Here is a 17,216-nt window from a genome sequence, read left to right as displayed (position 1 = left end):
GGTATATTACAACCAAAAATTTGGATTGCCGAGAAGTCGGTCTGTTCTGAATGGTATTCTTCCCAGAAGAGAGCAAACCCATACCGAAAAAAATGCCAATCGACGCTGCTGTTAAATGGTCAAAATAAAAAAGTCGCTACATGTTGTAACGACTTTTTCTGTATAATCTCCAATTTGTTTGCGTGTAATTATGGAGGAGGATGAGGGATTCGAACCCCCGCGGGCGATGAAGCCCCTGGCGGTTTTCAAGACCGCTCCCTTCAGCCAGACTTGGGTAATCCTCCGTGTCGACATCAATTAATATACCATCTGACTAAATTGATGTCAACCATCAAAACAGAATTTTGCTTATAGCCGGGAAACCTTTCTGACCATCGGTTTCCCGGCATCTTATTGTTTGCTTACTGGATTACTTCTTTTCCGCCCATATAAGGCCGCAATACTTCCGGAATCACTACCGTCCCATCTTCCTGCTGGTAATTTTCCAGGATGGCCGAAACGGTTCTGCCGATTGCAAGACCAGATCCGTTCAACGTATGGACGAATTCCGGTTTTGCTTTTTCCTCTCTCCTGAAACGGATGCCGGCTCTTCTTGCTTGAAAGTCCTCAAAATTAGAACAAGACGAAATTTCTTTGTAATCGTCATAACTAGGCAGCCATACTTCGATGTCATACTTTTTGGCAGCAGTAAAACCGAGGTCACCTGTACACATGCTCATCACCCGGTATGGAAGCTTCAACAGCTGCAGCACTTTTTCAGCATTTCCCGTCAGTTCTTCCAGTATTTGATAAGAATCTTCCGGTTTTACGAACTGTACCAATTCCACCTTGTTGAACTGGTGTTGACGGATCAGCCCTCTTGTATCCCTTCCGGCAGATCCGGCTTCAGAACGGAAAGACGCACTGTAAGCTACATATTTCCTTGGCAAGTCTTCCATCGACAAAATATCGTCCCGATGGTAATTCGTTACCGGCACTTCCGCTGTCGGGATTAAGAAGTAGTCGGTATCAGCAACTTTAAAAGCATCTTCTTCGAATTTCGGCAGCTGACCAGTTCCTGTCATGCTGGTACGGTTGGCCATGTATGGAGGAAGCATTTCCTCGTAGCCATGCTCTTCTGCATGCAAATCCATCATGAAGTTAATCAACGCACGTTCTAGACGGGCACCGAGGCCTTTATAGAATACAAAGCGGCTTCCCGTCACCTTTGCCGCCCGTTCGAAATCAAGGATGTCCAAGTCGGTGGCAATATCCCAGTGCGCCTTTGCGTCAAATGCAAAGGAAGGTACCTCGCCCCACTTTCTGTCTTCGACATTGTCTTCTTCATCTTCGCCGACAGGGACGCTTTCATGCGGGATGTTCGGAATCGACAGCAACAAGGATTGTAATTTTTCCTCGACTTCTTTCAGTTCTGTATCGTAGGCTTTGATCTTGTCGCCCACTTCCCGCATTTCTTTGATGTAGGGATCTGCATCCTGCTTTTGTTTTTTCAGCTCGGCAATTTGCTTCGATACATCATTCCGCTTTGCTTTCAGTTCTTCTGTGCCAGCGATCAGTTCTCTTCTCCTGGCATCCAGGTCACCGAATTTATCTAACTCCGATAAATCCTCTCCCCGGTGTTTCAGTTTATCCTTTACCTCTGCAAAATTGTTTCGTAAGTATTTCATGTCCAACATAAGTTAATCCTCCTTCATATAGTCATTTGCTATGGGTGTTGTTAAAAGATTTGTGTTTTTGTGCAAAGATGCATCGCTGCCACAGCCTTCCTGGTCCTGCGGGAGGAAAGGCCTAATGTGAGATCCCGCAGAGCATTAGCTCGAGGAAGCTCACCAGCCGCCCGCGGAAAGCGCAGGGTGTTTACGCAGCGTTCGATTAGCATACATTCACTTAACAAGGTGTTAAATGGTTCATGATTTTAAAAACCGGAACATTAAAAAACTCCCGTCCCTGCTTTATTACAGGGACGGGAGTTGATCCCGCGATACCACCCTTATTGAAGAAACATACATTTCTTCCGGCTCACTTACGATAACGGCGTTTACCGGGTATGCATTGCGGCATACCTGTTCAAGGATGGATTCACAAGGACCCACACCGGTTTTCACCAGCCACCGGCTCTCTGAAGAAAGGACATCTTGTTACTATTTCCTGTCATTACATTGCAATATTATAGTTTAGAATAGCGAAAAACTCGTTAAGATGCAAGTTCTTTCATCGATTCTTCCACCATGGTGACAAAATAAGCCGCCATGCGATGGTCATCGGTCAGTTCTGGATGGAAAGCACTGCAAAGGAAATGTCCCTGTCTCGCAGCCACAATGGCCTCGTTATAGACAGCCAGCACTTCGACATCTTCCCCCACTTCACGGATGAACGGCGCACGGATGAAGACGGCATTGAAATCCTCTGCTACCCCTTTAATCGGGAGTTCAGCCTCGAAGCTTTCCTTCTGGCGTCCGAAAGCATTTCGTTCTACCTTCATATCCATCAACTGTAAATGGGCTTTTTCCTGGCCGACAACTTCCCCGGCTAATAAAATCAGTCCAGCACACGTGCCAAAAATGGGCTTGCCTTGTTTTCCAAAGGCGACTAAAGCGTCAAAAAAGTCATATTTATCAATGAGACGGCGCATTGTCGTACTCTCGCCGCCCGGTAGAACCAAGCCATCGATTTCTTCCAGCTGTTCTTTTTTCTTGATAATGATGCCTTCGGCTCCAGATGCTTGAATGGAATCAATATGTTCCCTTACTGCACCTTGAAGGCCTAATACCCCTATTTTTATCATGCTGCATTTCTCCTTTTAGAGGCTGATTATCTATTGTTACCGTGCCTGCTGACATGCCTTTAGGCAATATAAAGGAGTAGAAGCACCTATCGGCAGTCTATCTCCTCCATAACATTTGATTTTGCGGCTTACCAGCCGCGCTCCTGCATGCGGTTTTCCGGAGCAAGCGTTCCAATTTCGATACCTTTCATGGCAGTTCCAAGACCTTTGGAAATCTTCCCGATCATTTCGTAATCCTGGTAATGTGTTGTAGCTTCTACAATGGCACGGGCATATTTTTCTGGATTATCTGACTTGAAAATACCGGACCCGACAAACACGCCATCCGCTCCCAATTGCATCATCAATGCTGCATCGGCTGGAGTGGCGACACCGCCGGCTGCAAAGTTCACGACCGGCAAACGGCCCTTTTCTTTGATTTCAAGCAGGACATTGTATGGAGCACCGAGCTCTTTTGCAAAAGTCATGACCTCATCGTCCGACATGCCGATCAGTTTACGAATTTGGGATTGAACTTCACGCATATGACGAACTGCTTCGACTATGTTGCCAGTGCCAGGCTCTCCTTTGGTACGCAGCATGGAAGCACCTTCCCCGATACGGCGGGTAGCTTCTCCCAAATCACGGCAGCCACAAACGAAAGGAACTGTGTAGTCTGATTTGTTGATGTGGAATACTTCATCTGCTGGAGTCAATACTTCGCTCTCATCGATGTAGTCTACTCCCATTGCTTCCAGTACCCGTGCTTCGACGATATGGCCGATTCTTGCTTTTGCCATAACCGGAATGGAAACAGCATTCATCACTTCTTCTACTATTGTAGGGTCAGCCATTCTTGCAACACCACCGGCTGCACGGATGTCGGATGGAACTCTTTCCAAAGCCATAACTGCTACAGCACCGGCTTCTTCCGCAAGTTTTGCCTGCTCTGCGTTGACAACATCCATGATGACGCCGCCTTTTTGCATTTCTGCCATTCCACGTTTAACCCGATCAGTACCCAAATTAGACATTCAGTATTCCTCCCATATATAAGCTCTCATTTGTTATTTTCTTTCATTGGTTATCCAATATTCTACCTTATTTTCCCGAAAACCCCAACCAGAATGTACCGGTAAGAATTAGAACCAACCCTTCACAGTATCTGATACAGAAGAAAAAATATTACTGAAGAAATTGCCGACAGCACTCATCGATAAGGAAAACCAGTTGGCTTTTTCAACAGCAGCGGTTGTGACTACATCAACGGTTTGTGCTTGTTTTTCTCCGGTGATATAACCATAATCTGCTTCTCCTTTGTAAGTAAGCTCCATTGTCCCTACTTTTTCACCTTTTTCAAGCGGAGCAACCAGTTCGCCATCCTCATTCAGCTTGTCTTCATCTACATTCAAGGTGACATCATAGCTCTCTTCTTCCCCATTTTTCACAGGGGCTTGAATCGCTGCACTAGAAGCGATTCCTACCTCATCCTGCTTTCCTTTTGTAACGGGCAGGCTTTTTTGGTCTTCCTTCTGATATCCTTCCGCGAATACTTCTTTGTTTTCAAATTTAGAGAAGCCGTAATCAAGCAGTTTTGCCGTTTCTTCAAAACGGGCTTCCTTGCTTTCTGTTTTCATGACAACAGAGATAAGCCTTCTGCCGTCACGTTCTGCTGTACCTGTAAAACAATAGCCGGCAAGATCTGTCCAGCCTGTTTTCAATCCATCGACACCTTCAAAACCGAACTGTTTGAAGTTGACATTGTCCCAAGGCAGCATCCAGTTCAAGTTTTCCAGCGTCTTTCCTTCAAATTCCGTTGTCATTTTACTCGATATATCCAATGCTTCCGGATAGTCATTCACTAAGTGGTAAGCGAGCAGGGCCGTTGACTCCGCCGAGAGCAAGTCATTGGCATCTGGCTCCGTACCTTCCGGATGGTTCTCACCCAAGTCGGAGTTGGAAAGACCGGTAGCATTCACGAACTGATAATCCGGCAAGCCCATTTCCTCTGCTTTTTCATTCATCATTTTTACGAATTCGCCTTCAGATCCGGCAATCAACTCTGCGAGCGCAATGGTCGTTCCATTATCGGAAATGATTGCCATCGCTTCGTACAGCTCTCGCACTGTATAATCTTTATCCTGCGTCAGACCCACCCCTGAAGATATACTGCTTGCAGAAATTTCATAAGGGTAATCACTAATCTGTGTTGTCGTGTCCCAGCTGATTTGACCTTCGTCGATGGCTTCCAATACAAGATATTCTGTCATCATTTTGGTCATACTAGCTGGAGGTAATTTTATATCAGGCTGTTTCGCATATAAAATCTTCCCCGTTTCAGCATCTACCAGAATCGCAGACTCTGCTTTCAAATCAAGCGACTCAGCGGCATTTGCCTTTCCAGGCTTGGCGATCAGCGAAGTACATGCGAGCAGCACCGCCATTAATAGAAAAAAGGATGCTTTTAAATTATGTTTCAACTTTCTCTACCTCCACGAAAATAGTATGCATCTTTCACATTTTATCACAGGTGGAAGGAAAGCGAAACTGCTTTTCCAAAGCCTTTTGGCAATCATGGGGCAGATGCTCAAATGTACCTATAAACATGGTTGACTATCCCATTTTTCTCTATCGATTACTGCACAGTGATAGATAGTCTTTACTCCTTCTCCGGTAAACACCAGTCTATTGGCGCTTCACCCAATTCTTTCAAGTAGGAATTGGCCCGAGAAAACGGTTTGCTTCCAAAAAACCCTTTATTGGCGGAAAACGGGCTCGGATGGGGAGAGGTGATCACCCGGTGTTTATCCGTATCCAAAAGAGCTTGTTTTTCTTGGGCATGACGACCCCATAACAGGAAAACGACCGGTCTTTCCCGCTCATTCAATACTTCGATCACCCTGTTGGTGAAATGTTCCCACCCTTTTCCACGATGGGAAGCTGCCTGGCCTTTCCGTACCGTCAATACCGTATTCAGCATAAGGACGCCCTGTTCTGCCCACTTTTTCAAATGACCATGCTCCGGAATGGGACAGCCCATGTCATCATTCAATTCTTTGAAGATATTTTTCAAGGAAGGGGGAGGCGTGACGCCCGGCTGCACAGAAAAACTCAATCCATGTGCCTGGTTCGGCCCATGATAAGGATCTTGTCCGAGGATGACTACTTTTGTATTCGCATAAGAAGTCAACTGGAGTGCTTCGTATATGTGATCCATGGCAGGGTATACCGTTGTTTGGTCATATTCCTGTTTCAAAAACTCTCGAAGCTCCAGGTAATAATCCTGTTCAAACTCTTCCTGTAGTTTTTCATTCCAATCATTTTTCAGTATTTGTTTGGCCATTTTTCTCCTCCTCTATGTTTTATTGATACGATTACCTCTCCATGTTTTTTGAAAAACGTGGATCAAACTTTTCTCTATGAAAATTCTATTTTAGTGTAACAAAGGATAGCAAGTGTCCCGTTCACATCCCTTGGCAAAAAGTCATGCCAAGCAAGCGGGAAGAACTAGCAGATTGATATATTTTAGCAGTCTTTTGCCTCTGTTTGAATTCCGTGAAGGTTATTTGTCCGTTCTTCACGTTCTTTTTCCTTTTCACTGCTCCGGCTTCTTTCTAATTCCATCTGATTTCCAGCCACTTGAGAAGTGAGCCCTGCCCCATTTGACGATATTTCCCTCAATCGATAAAAAAACTGCCCCGCTTAAGTGGCGGGACAGTTTTTCTGATTTATGCTTTTGCTTTTGCTTTTGTTTCCGGTACACCTAACTGGTTGCGTTTCATGAAAAATTGTAATGCCAGCAGGATGCCGAACACCGACAAACCGATGACATCGGAATAAGTTCCCGGATAAATCAATGTCAGCCCGCCTGCTACAGCAAACAATCGTTCAGGCCAGTAAACTTTCCGATACCAGTACCCGATCAATCCGGCTCCTATGGCAATCATTCCTGCCACAGCAGTAAACAGAATCCAGATAAGCTCCAGGATGTTTGTATCGATCATCAACAATTCCGGCTGCAAGACAAACATATAGGGAATGATGAAAGCAGCAATCGCAATTTTCGCTGCATTGAGTCCTGTCCGTATCGGTTCTCCTGAAGCAATCCCCGCCGCGGCAAAAGCTGCCAGCGCCACGGGTGGCGTGATGTCCGCTACGATTCCGAAGTAAAACACAAACAGATGAGCAGGCAAATCTGCAATCCCTAACAAAATAATCGCAGGTGCAGCGATCGTTGATGTGATGACATAGTTGGCTGTAGTAGGCGACCCCATCCCGAGAATGATTGCCGCCACCATCGTGAAGAAAAGGGTCAGCAAAATTTGCTCATTTGCCAACGAAACAAGACTGTTGGCAAGCTTCAGTCCTAAGCCTGTCTTGGTCACGACACCGACGATTATACCGGCCGCAGCCGTTGCTGCCACTACAGCCAATGCCGTCCGTGCCCCGTCAACCAATGCATCGACTGACTCTTTGAAATTACCGTCAAAGAAGTAGCTCACGATGATGGTGGCGATAGCAGCTGCTATCAGACTTTGGACAACAGACGGTCCGGCTGTGATGAAGCCATATATCAGATATAACACGAACACTGATCCGAATACGATCGGATAAATTTTACGAAAACGGTCTTCGCGCAGTACGCCGACCAAAATCGTCGTCAAAATTCCATAAATAGCTGCCCGCATGACACTTAAACCGCTGCTTAAGAAAAAGACAATCGCTACGATAGGAAGCAGAAGGTAGATCTTCTTCAACACTTCCTTGCGATCAGGGATTTCTTCATCAGACAAGCCTTTCAATCCCGTCCGCTTCGCTTCAAAATGAGTCATGATCCAAACACCGGTAAAATAAAGCAGGGCTGGGATGGCAGCCGCTTTTGCAATCGTCCAGTAATCAATTCCGATAAACTCTATCATCAAGAAGGCCGCAGCACCCATTATAGGCGGCATCAACTGACCGCCTGTCGAAGCGGCCGCTTCTACGCCCCCCGCAAACTCACGGCGGTAGCCCAGTCTCTTCATCATGGGAATGGTGAAGGAACCTGAGGTCACCACATTGGCAACCGAACTTCCACTGATGGTACCTTGCAAAGCACTGGAAAAAATCGCCACTTTAGCAGGCCCGCCGGTTCTTTTCCCGGCAAGAGATACGGCCAGATCGTTGAAGTATTGGCCGACCCCCGTTTTCACCAAGAAAGAGCCAAATAACAGGAACAGGAAGATGAACGTAGAAGAAACAGCAATCGGCGTACCGAGAATGCCTTCTGTTGTGAAAAACATCGATTGAACCAGATTATCTACGTTGACACCGCGGTGGATAAGAAACCCGGGCATTTGGCGTCCCCAGTAAGCATAAGCCAAAAAGGCTATCGCAATGATGGTGATCGGTAGACCGACAGAACGCCGGGTTGCTTCCAAAACCAGGATCACGGCGATCGCTCCGACAATCATATCCATTTGGTTGATATCGCCTGCTCTTCTTACAATCTCCTCGTACATCAATGGCCAGTAGGCCCCTACTCCAAATCCAAGCAGAGCAAGGATGTAATCATACCAGGCGACTTTTCCGCTTGTTCTTCCTTTTTTTGTTGCCGGGAATAACAGGAAGATGAGCACTAAGCCGAATCCGATATGGATGGAACGATGCATTTGCGCAGGTAGAGGATAAATAGTAGTGGCAAAGATTTGATATAAAGAAAAGGCCAACAGACCCAAAAAGACCACTTTGGCCATCGTTCCAGTCAGGAACCGATAAGATGATTCCTGATCATATTGCTGCATCAATTCTTGTTGTTGTTGTTCTGTAAGCGTTTCATTATTAGCGCTCATGAATATTCACCCCTTTTAAAAGATGCCAGTTACTTTCATGAGTGGGGGTTATGGTAATGGAGGTACCTTCCCCTACGTAGTCTTTAAGTAAATAGCTTTGGTTTTGATAGATGATGGTATGATTTGCCCGTACCTGGCCGACTGCAAGGTTGATCTCCGAAAAAGACCCCTGCAAATCGGAAATATAGTATTTCCCATCCTTCATCTCGAACGTTTCCCCTTCGCCTGCATTCGAGGGCATGCCAATGGCAGTGTCTTCATATACCAGTTGATAGGGATAAATCATTTCATGGTTGATTTCATACTCTTCGATGACATCGGAAAGATGGACAGAGTGGGTAAACTTTATTTGAAAATGGTCGGTGTCTTTGATAGGGAAATAAGCTAATATTTCATCGGTAAATGGATCTTGCATTGCCAGGACGTATCGATAAGGATAAAACAATAATATGGCAGCTGCGGCAAGCAGGAAAATCCCACCTGTGAATAGCCATCTTTTTTTCAATAGCATACATTATCCCTTCTAACATAAAAAGATGAGGGAGTCCACGCAGGCCGGCTTTCTCTCCCCTTGGGCAGCAAGCCTTCCAGAAAGCCTGGGGCCGCTGCAGAAAAAAGCAGGCCTGTGGAGCGGGACATCCTCATCATTACTCGTCATCGTCTTGTTTTACTGTTCGATTCCTTTTTCATCAAAATACTTTTTAGCACCTGGATGCAAATCAATGCCTACTCCGTCAAGTGCAGATTCCGCAGAAATAAATTCCCCTTTAGGATGGCTGATTTGATCGGTGTTTTCAAAAATGGCTTTGGTAACATTATAAACAAGATCTTCGCTTAAATCGGCAGAGGTCACCAGCATGGCCTGGACGGCAACTGTTTTCACATCTTCTTCGAGACTGTAAGTCCCTTCTTTGATTGTGTCCTCTGCATAATAAGGATGCGCATCGATCAATTCCTGGATTTTTTCCTCATCGAAACGCACGATGTTGACGTCGGTCGTAGCAGCCAGGCTCTCGACCGCTCCAGTCGGAGTACCGGAAGTGATGAAAGCAGCATCGATGGTGCCGTCCTGAATGCCTGAGGTGGAATCACCAAAGTCTAAATCACGTGCTTCGATATCATCCATGGAAAGGCCGTAAACTTCCAAGATATCGGTTGCACTGGCATTCGTTCCGGAACCAGGAGCACCTACAGAAACAACTTTCCCTTCCAGGTCGGCAACGGTTTCAATGCCGGAGTCTGCTGTGGTGACAATTTGAATCGTTTCTGGATAAAGGGTTCCAATTGCCTGGATATTATCAATCTGATCACCCTCGAACATGACAGAACCTTCTGCCGCGTAAGCAGCAATGTCGGTTTGAGTGAAGGCAAGCTCGGCATCTCCGTCTCTCATTGTCTTCATGTTCTCGACAGAAGCACCCGTTGATTGTGCGTTTGCCTCGGCATTATCAAGATTATCATTGATAATTTGGGCAAAAGTACCGCCAAGCGGGTAGTATGTACCTTCTGTACCACCTGTCAAAATGCTGAGAAATTGAGTTTCGCCACTGTCGGCGCTGTCTCCTTCTCCACTATCGCCGCCGGAATCCGGATCGGCTTCTCCGCCGCCACACGCGGCCAACAGCATGGATAAAGCAAACGTTAAAATCAATATAGGCAACCATTTTTTCTTTTCCATAGTCTTCCCCCCTTATAAAATATACTTCATTATAGCAAACAGGATATTTTAAATTCAAATGTTATTTGTTTCCTCGACAAACTTCGAAGTTATTCTCGGTTCCTTTCCTACTCCTTCGATTCCATAAAGTAAGGGAAGCAAAAATCTCAGCTGGATAGAACACAGTAAGAGAAGGGAAGAACGGTTTACTTTTTTCTATTCTTTTTTAGTTGCGTATTCTTGATATATCCTGTTGTTTGATGTGTGCTTTGAACCGCTACGGCAAGATACTACCGGGCCCGAGGAAAGCGAAGTACCTTGCCGGAGTGGAGCGTTGCACTTTTCATAGCATCGAATAGTTTGTTTTTTGCTCATCAAAAAAACCGAACGAATTCGCTCGGTTTTTGTTTAGGTCTCGATGCTTTTTACAGCCTCTTTTTGATATTATACGGAATAATTCGGAGACTCTTTGGTGATTTGCACGTCATGCGGGTGGCTTTCCCGAAGACCGGCACCTGTCATACGGATGAACCTGGCTTCGTTCCGGAACACTTCTAGATTTCCGGCTCCACAGTACCCCATGCCTGATCGCAATCCGCCGAGCAGCTGGTGAACCGTATCGGCCAGCGGTCCTTTATAAGCAACCCGGCCCTCGATTCCTTCGGGTACCAACTTTTTGGTTTCCTCGCTCTCCTGGAAGTAACGATCCTTCGATCCGGACTTCATGGCGGATACAGAACCCATGCCGCGGTAAACTTTATACCTTCTGCCTTGGAAAATTTCCGTTTCACCCGGGCTTTCCGAGACACCGGCAAACAGACTGCCGATCATGACTGCATGTGCCCCGGCTGCCATTGCCTTGGCAATATCGCCTGAATACTTGATTCCTCCATCTGCGATCACCGGAACCCCGTGCTTATGGGCTTCCTCGGCACAATCATTGATTGCGGTGATTTGCGGAACCCCGACACCGGCTACGACACGAGTCGTACAGATAGAACCTGGTCCGATACCGACTTTGATGATATTGGCCCCGGCATCAATCAGCTCTTTTGTTGCATCAGGAGTGGCTACATTACCAGCAATGATATCAATACCCGGATAGTTTTCCCTCACCTTTCGCACCTGCTCGATCACACCTTTTGAATGGCCGTGCGCCGTATCGATGACAAGGACATCGACACCCGCTTCGACGAGCTTGGCTATCCTGGTCATTGCGTCTGCCGTTACGCCTACAGCTGCTCCTACCAGCAGTCTGCCTTGGCTGTCCTTGGCTGCATTAGGGAATTCGATCACCTTTTCGATATCTTTGATGGTGATCAATCCTTTCAGCACACCGTGGTCATCGACAAGCGGCAGCTTCTCGATCTTGTACTTTTGCAAGATTTCTTCTGCTTCAGTCAGGGTCGTACCTACAGGAGCTGTTACAAGATGCTCGCTCGTCATTACTTCTGAAATCTTGATGGAATAGTCCTGGATGAAGCGAAGATCCCTGTTCGTGATGATACCGACAAGGACTTGCTCCTCTTTGTTGTTGACGATCGGAACGCCGGAGATGCGGAACTTGCCCATCAAGTGTTCAGCATCGAACACCTGGTTCTCGGGAAGCAGGAAAAAAGGATTGGTGATTACGCCGCTTTCCGAACGTTTTACCATATCCACATTTTCAGCTTGTTCCTCGATCGACATATTTTTATGGATGACTCCCAAACCGCCTTGTCGTGCCATGGAAATAGCCATGGCCGCTTCCGTTACTGTATCCATCCCTGCGCTTATCAACGGCATCTTCAACTCGATATTGGATGATAATACGGTATCCAAAGATACGTCTCTTGGCAGTACTTCGGATTTGGCAGGCACTAACAATACATCGTCGAACGTTAGTCCTTCCTTGGCAAACTTGTCCTCCCTCATTGCTGGATCCTCCCTTTGATATCATCTTATTGTTTATGAAAATTTGGTTATCATAAGCGTACAGCAAAAACTTATTGTTATTTACAATACGACAACCCTTCTGCTTTTTCAAGCATTTATGAACAAAATCCGGCGGCGGAAAATCTTAACAGCGCAGATACGGAAAAGGAAGGGATTTCAAATGAAAAAGTTTAAATAATCAGTCTTTTAAAAAGCAGTCGGAAAGGGTCTTACTCATGTGGAAAAAAGAAGTGAACGACTTTCTTACGTACCTGAAATCAGCAGAGACATCTCAAAACTATTTGCTACGTTGCTATCAAACCATTCAACTTGAACAAGCAGAAGCGAAAAGCTACCAGAACTGCTATCGTTTTCTTTATTACTTGGAACACGGCCGGACCTTTTACGAGACTAGCAGAAATGCCCCTCTTATGGTGAAGCCGATCCTGCTTTTTTACGGCATGGTTCATCTATTAAAGGCCTGCCTGCTTACCAAAAGACCGGACTATCCGGAAAACACCACCTTGCTGGCCCATGGCGTGTCAACGAGAAAAAGAAAAAAACAACAGTATTCTTTTTGGAACGACGAGGTGAAAATCCAACATAACGGATTGTTCCCTTATTTTTCCCAGGTTTTATTCCATATCGATCCTCTCAAGGCGGGAAAGATTGCCATGAACCGTCTGTTCGCACATATTCCGGAAGTAAGCAGACTGATCCGGTATCATCATGGAAACATCCCCCTTGTGAAGATTGGCGATTATGAGAAGCGACAGCTGCGCTTTCCTCTTTCTTGTCTGGATACGTACCATATGACAGAAACCAGTTTTTTATCGAAAATGGCCGCCTTTTTTCCGCCTTTCCTCGAAAAAAAAGCGACCGGAAACCACCTGGTCGTCGACTTACCAGGACCCGTTTCGCCACATTCCCAAGGACCGGTTTTTTTCAATTTGGAAGAGGAGGCGATTTATTTTCCATCTGGCAGAGATCACTTCACGGATTGGCATGAAATCATGGCACATTATTTACTTCTTTACAACTTAAGCATGATTTGTCGGTATGAAACGGAGTGGTGGGGGGACTTACTGCATACTCTCCCAAATGAGGATCATCCTTTTATTGTTCATTTTCTACAAGTCACTGCCGATAAAGTACCTTTTTTGCTAGGCTGGTACTTATATGATCAACAATAAAAAAGGCTCGAAAAGCCGGGAAAGCCTTTCAAACCTTTCAAAATTCAGGATAAAATTTCTTCTATGTAGAGTGATCGGTCATCTTTCAAGGAAATGACCTGCTGTCCGGATAGGAGCCGTACCATCGGCCTTGTCGGATGCTGTGATTCGATAAACACGATTTCTGCCTTTTGCTTATTGGACAAAACCACCTTAGTACCCGTTCCGAAGTTCGTCAAACTGCTGACAAAGTTCTCCACGAGAGGATGGTCCAATTTACCGAATTGTTCATACACCATTTCCTCGATAACCTTGAACGGAGACTGTGGCTTTTGGTAAGCACGCTCAGCAGTCATTGCATGGTAAATATCACTGATGGCGATCAGCCTGGCATATGGATGGATTTTTTCTCCTCCCACCCCTAGTGGGTAGCCACTGCCGTCCAACCTTTCGTGATGCTGCAAAATGGCCAACTTCGTTCCTTGGGAGACGGAAGAGACCGGTTCTACAAAGCGGTAAGAATAAACTGGATGTTTTTTGATTTCTTCATATTCAGCCGAACTGAGTGGACCTGCTTTAAAAAGAATATGTTCGTCTATTTTCACCATGCCGCAGTCCGCGAGAAAACCTGCAATGCCGATTTGAATCCATTCATGCTTGTAGTTGCTTTTTTTTGCCAAAAAGGCAGAAAGCAGTGCCACCATGACAGCATGGTGGAAAAAATAATCCTTCGCAGTAGAAAGCTTATGCAAATTATAAAGCTTCAAACCGATTTCATCGACTCTTTCGAGAAGAGGAACAATCAGCTTTCTTACTTGGTTTATTTGCATATTTTTTCCGTTTTTCCAATCAAGGAACATCTGCTTGTATTGCTTGACCGTCCACATGTAAAATTCGGTAAAAGGCAGATCAGAAGGAGTGGAAGTTTCCCTGGTTGGTTCCTTCTCGACTACTTTCCTGCCGGGAACATATGGTTTTCCATCCTCCAGGCGGGAAAACACTTCGACTTCTTCAACAAGAAAACGATGTAAAATATCAATCAAATCATCAGTTAAAACAGTTTTTCCATGCATGATCGGGCGTCCGGTTTTTCCGATGAGATCTTTGACAACCACACAGCCTGGAATCAACTGAGACGGGTGTACTTTCACCTTTTCTCCACCTCTTTATCCGTATGTATATAACTCTATTGATTGGCAGAACGGGCTGATCTGTATGTATCAGTCAGCCCGTTTCCGCCTATATTTATCCTGTCTTACTCTTCTTCTTCCTCTGCTTCATCCAAAGCTTCTTCGATTTCACCGGGCTCTACCGGCACTTGTTCGTTTTCATTGACGGTTTCCGGCGGCAATTCTTCTTCGATTTCTTCTTCTGTTTCAATCCGGGCAACCGTCGCCACTTCTTCGCCCTCCTGCACTCTGATCAGGCGTACCCCCTGTGTATTACGTCCAGTAATCGAAATTCCTTCGACAGGCATCCTGATCAACACACCTGCTTCGGTGATGATCATGATATCTTCCTCGCCTGTCACCGCTTTGACAGCTACCACCTTGCCGGTCTTATCCGTAAGGTTGGAGGTGAAGATACCCTTTCCTCCCCGGTTGGTTATCCGGTATTCGGCTGCAGGGGTACGTTTGCCATATCCCTTGCTGGTGACGTTCATGACATGCAGGCCATCTTCGATGATTTCCATCGAAACCACCTTGTCGTCACCTCTTAAAGAGATCCCTTTTACCCCGGAGGCAGTACGGCCCATCGAACGGATTTGATCTTCTGGAAAACGGATCAAATATCCATTTTGAGTACCGATCATAATGTGCTTCGTTCCATCTGTCAGTCGCACTGAAATCAATTCGTCGTCCTCACGTAGGTTTAGTGCGATCAGACCGCCTTTTCGGATATTGGCGAATTGGGACAGCTGGGTCCGTTTCGATATTCCTTGTTTTGTCGTAAAGAACAAGTAATGATCGTCTTTGAATTCATCCACCGTTATGACAGCATTGACCCATTCATCTTTTTCGATTTCCAAAAGGTTGATGATCGGTATTCCTTTGGCAGTACGTCCGAATTCAGGGACTTCATAGCCCTTGGAACGGTAGACCTTCCCTTTGTTCGTGAAAAAGAGAATACGGCTATGGGTGGAGGCGGAAACTAAATGCTCGACGAAATCATCATCATTTGTCCCCATGCCCTGGATGCCTCGTCCTCCGCGTTTTTGTGCACGGTAAGTGGAAGATGGCAAGCGTTTGACATAGCCTTGATGCGTCAAGGTGATGACGATGTTCTCTTCTGGAATGAGATCCTCATCCTCGATGAAATCCGTTCCGCCAATAACAATCTCGGTCCGTCTTTCATCGCTGAAACGTTCTTTGATTTCTGTGAGCTCTTCCCGGATGATTTCCAGCACTTTCTCATCATCGGCGAGGATTGCCCGCAGCTCTTCGATGAGCTTGACCAGTTCCTGGTATTCTTCTTCGATTTTTTCTCTTTCCAGCCCGGTCAAACGCTGGAGTCTCATATCCAAAATAGCTTGCGCTTGCTTTTCGGTAAGTTCGAACTGATTCATCAAACCTTCTCTTGCGATATCGGTGGTTTTAGATTGGCGGATCAGGGTAATTACTTCATCAAGATGATCAAGTGCGACCCGCAAACCTTCCAAAATGTGCGCTCTTGCTTCAGCCTTTTTCAGCTCATAAGCAGTCCGGCGCTTGATAACCACTTTTTGATGTTCCAGGTAATGCTGAAGGGTTTGTTTCAGATTCAGAACCTTTGGATGGCCATCCACCAAAGCCAGCATGTTGATGCCGAAAGAAGTCTGCAGCGCCGTCTGTTTATAAAGATTGTTTAAAATGACGTTCGGATTGGCGTCCCGGCGCAGCTCTATGACAACACGCATACCTGTCCGGTCGGATTCATCGCGCAGGTCGGTGATACCTTCCAACCGCTTGTCCCGTACTAAATCGGCGATTTTTTCGACCAGTTTGGCTTTGTTCACCTGGTATGGCAATTCCGTCACAATAATATCGGACTTTCCGTTTGCATGTTCTTCAATTGTCGCTTTTGCCCGGATGGTGATCGAGCCTTTACCCGTTTCAAATGCTTTTCTGATTCCGCTTCGGCCTAAAATTTGGCCTGCTGTCGGAAAATCAGGCCCATATATATGGTTTTCCATCAGTTCTTCGATTGTGATGTCGGGATCCTGGCTGACAGCAAGGACTGCATCGATTGTTTCACCCAAATGGTGGGGAGGGATATTAGTCGCCATTCCCACCGCAATCCCTGAAGCACCGTTTACCAATAAATTGGGGAAACGGGCTGGAAAGACAGCTGGCTCTCTTTCTGATCCATCATAGTTGTCGTTGTAGTCGATGGTATCCTTGTTAATATCCCGCAGTAACTCCATCGATATCTTTGACATCCTTGCTTCTGTGTAACGCATGGCAGCTGCAGAGTCTCCATCGACAGACCCGAAGTTGCCGTGTCCGTCTACGAGCATGTAACGATAGCTGAAATCCTGTGCCATTCTTACCATTGCTTCGTACACGGCAGAGTCACCATGCGGATGGTACTTACCGATAACTTCCCCGACGATTCTCGCCGACTTTTTATAAGCCTTGTCGGAGTGCATGCCTAAATCATTCATCGCATATAAAATACGTCTGTGTACTGGTTTCAAACCGTCCCGGACATCGGGAAGGGCGCGTGAGACAATAACACTCATGGCATAATCCAAAAATGAGGTTCTCATCTCCTGGCTAATATTTACTTCTTGAACTTGCGGACGTTGTTGATCCACCATGGGATTACCTCCTAATCAAAATGAGGAAGAGAGACTGGATATGGAAAGACAAAAAAGTCGTTGCTGCTTTCCAATACAA

General features: G+C 46.0%; 12 protein-coding genes, 1 tRNA gene and 1 other annotated feature. Of the genes, 1 reads left to right on the top strand and 12 read right to left on the bottom strand.

Annotated elements, in window-relative coordinates; genetic code table 11:
- Window positions 1-191: 191 nt before the first annotated feature.
- The 10 genes from F6X55_RS00430 to guaB form a co-directional block, all read right to left on the bottom strand.
- Window positions 192-284, bottom strand: a tRNA-Ser gene (locus tag F6X55_RS00430).
- A 117-nt stretch (window positions 285-401) separates the two neighbouring features.
- Window positions 402-1,676, bottom strand: coding sequence for a serine--tRNA ligase (gene serS / locus F6X55_RS00425; RefSeq protein WP_026568938.1), 1,275 nt, complete (start codon window positions 1,674-1,676; stop codon window positions 402-404).
- A gap of 280 nt (window positions 1,677-1,956) precedes the next feature.
- Window positions 1,957-2,164 (bottom strand) — a binding site (T-box leader).
- A 30-nt stretch (window positions 2,165-2,194) separates the two neighbouring features.
- Window positions 2,195-2,785, bottom strand: a complete 591-nt coding sequence (gene pdxT / locus F6X55_RS00420; RefSeq protein WP_026568937.1) for a pyridoxal 5'-phosphate synthase glutaminase subunit PdxT — start codon at window positions 2,783-2,785, stop codon at window positions 2,195-2,197.
- 128 nt (window positions 2,786-2,913) lie between these two features.
- On the bottom strand, window positions 2,914-3,798 hold the full coding sequence (gene pdxS / locus F6X55_RS00415) for a pyridoxal 5'-phosphate synthase lyase subunit PdxS (RefSeq protein WP_026568936.1): 885 nt from the start codon (window positions 3,796-3,798) through the stop codon (window positions 2,914-2,916).
- A gap of 108 nt (window positions 3,799-3,906) precedes the next feature.
- Window positions 3,907-5,244, bottom strand: coding sequence for a serine hydrolase (locus F6X55_RS00410; RefSeq protein ID WP_026568935.1), 1,338 nt, complete (start codon window positions 5,242-5,244; stop codon window positions 3,907-3,909).
- Between the two features lie 179 nt (window positions 5,245-5,423).
- Entirely contained in the window at window positions 5,424-6,107 is a 684-nt protein-coding gene (locus F6X55_RS00405) for a uracil-DNA glycosylase (protein WP_026568934.1), read from the bottom strand.
- A 385-nt stretch (window positions 6,108-6,492) separates the two neighbouring features.
- Window positions 6,493-8,595 carry a TRAP transporter permease gene (locus F6X55_RS00400; RefSeq protein ID WP_153461484.1) on the bottom strand — a complete coding sequence of 701 codons (2,103 nt, stop codon included), beginning with the start codon at window positions 8,593-8,595 and terminating at the stop codon, window positions 6,493-6,495.
- Window positions 8,585-9,106, bottom strand: coding sequence for a DUF1850 domain-containing protein (locus F6X55_RS00395; protein WP_153461482.1), 522 nt, complete (start codon window positions 9,104-9,106; stop codon window positions 8,585-8,587). Before F6X55_RS00395 ends, F6X55_RS00400 begins: the two co-directional genes overlap by 11 nt.
- Before the next feature lie 156 nt (window positions 9,107-9,262).
- On the bottom strand, window positions 9,263-10,273 hold the full coding sequence (locus F6X55_RS00390; protein ID WP_026568931.1) for a TAXI family TRAP transporter solute-binding subunit: 1,011 nt from the start codon (window positions 10,271-10,273) through the stop codon (window positions 9,263-9,265).
- Between the two features lie 423 nt (window positions 10,274-10,696).
- Entirely contained in the window at window positions 10,697-12,166 is a 1,470-nt protein-coding gene (gene guaB, locus F6X55_RS00385; RefSeq protein WP_026568930.1) for an IMP dehydrogenase, read from the bottom strand.
- Window positions 12,167-12,402: 236 nt separating this feature from the next.
- Here guaB and F6X55_RS00380 point away from each other — a divergent pair, with 236 nt between their 5' ends.
- Window positions 12,403-13,359, top strand: coding sequence for a YaaC family protein (locus F6X55_RS00380; protein WP_153461480.1), 957 nt, complete (start codon window positions 12,403-12,405; stop codon window positions 13,357-13,359).
- Between the two features lie 44 nt (window positions 13,360-13,403).
- Here the strand turns inward: F6X55_RS00380 and F6X55_RS00375 are convergent, their stop codons facing one another.
- Together F6X55_RS00375 and gyrA are read right to left on the bottom strand one after the other, a co-directional pair.
- Window positions 13,404-14,489 (bottom strand): HD-GYP domain-containing protein, encoded by a 1,086-nt coding sequence (locus F6X55_RS00375; RefSeq protein WP_153461477.1) that lies wholly within the window; start codon window positions 14,487-14,489, stop codon window positions 13,404-13,406.
- Between the two features lie 104 nt (window positions 14,490-14,593).
- On the bottom strand, window positions 14,594-17,137 hold the full coding sequence (gene gyrA, locus F6X55_RS00370) for a DNA gyrase subunit A (RefSeq protein ID WP_035426417.1): 2,544 nt from the start codon (window positions 17,135-17,137) through the stop codon (window positions 14,594-14,596).
- Window positions 17,138-17,216: the final 79 nt, after the last annotated feature.

The organism is Sediminibacillus terrae (assembly GCF_009602435.1).
GTDB classification, from domain to species: Bacteria; Bacillota; Bacilli; order Bacillales; family Amphibacillaceae; genus Sediminibacillus; species Sediminibacillus terrae.
Note: the sequence above shows the minus strand (reverse complement) of the source record. Positions and strands in the feature narration are given on the sequence as shown.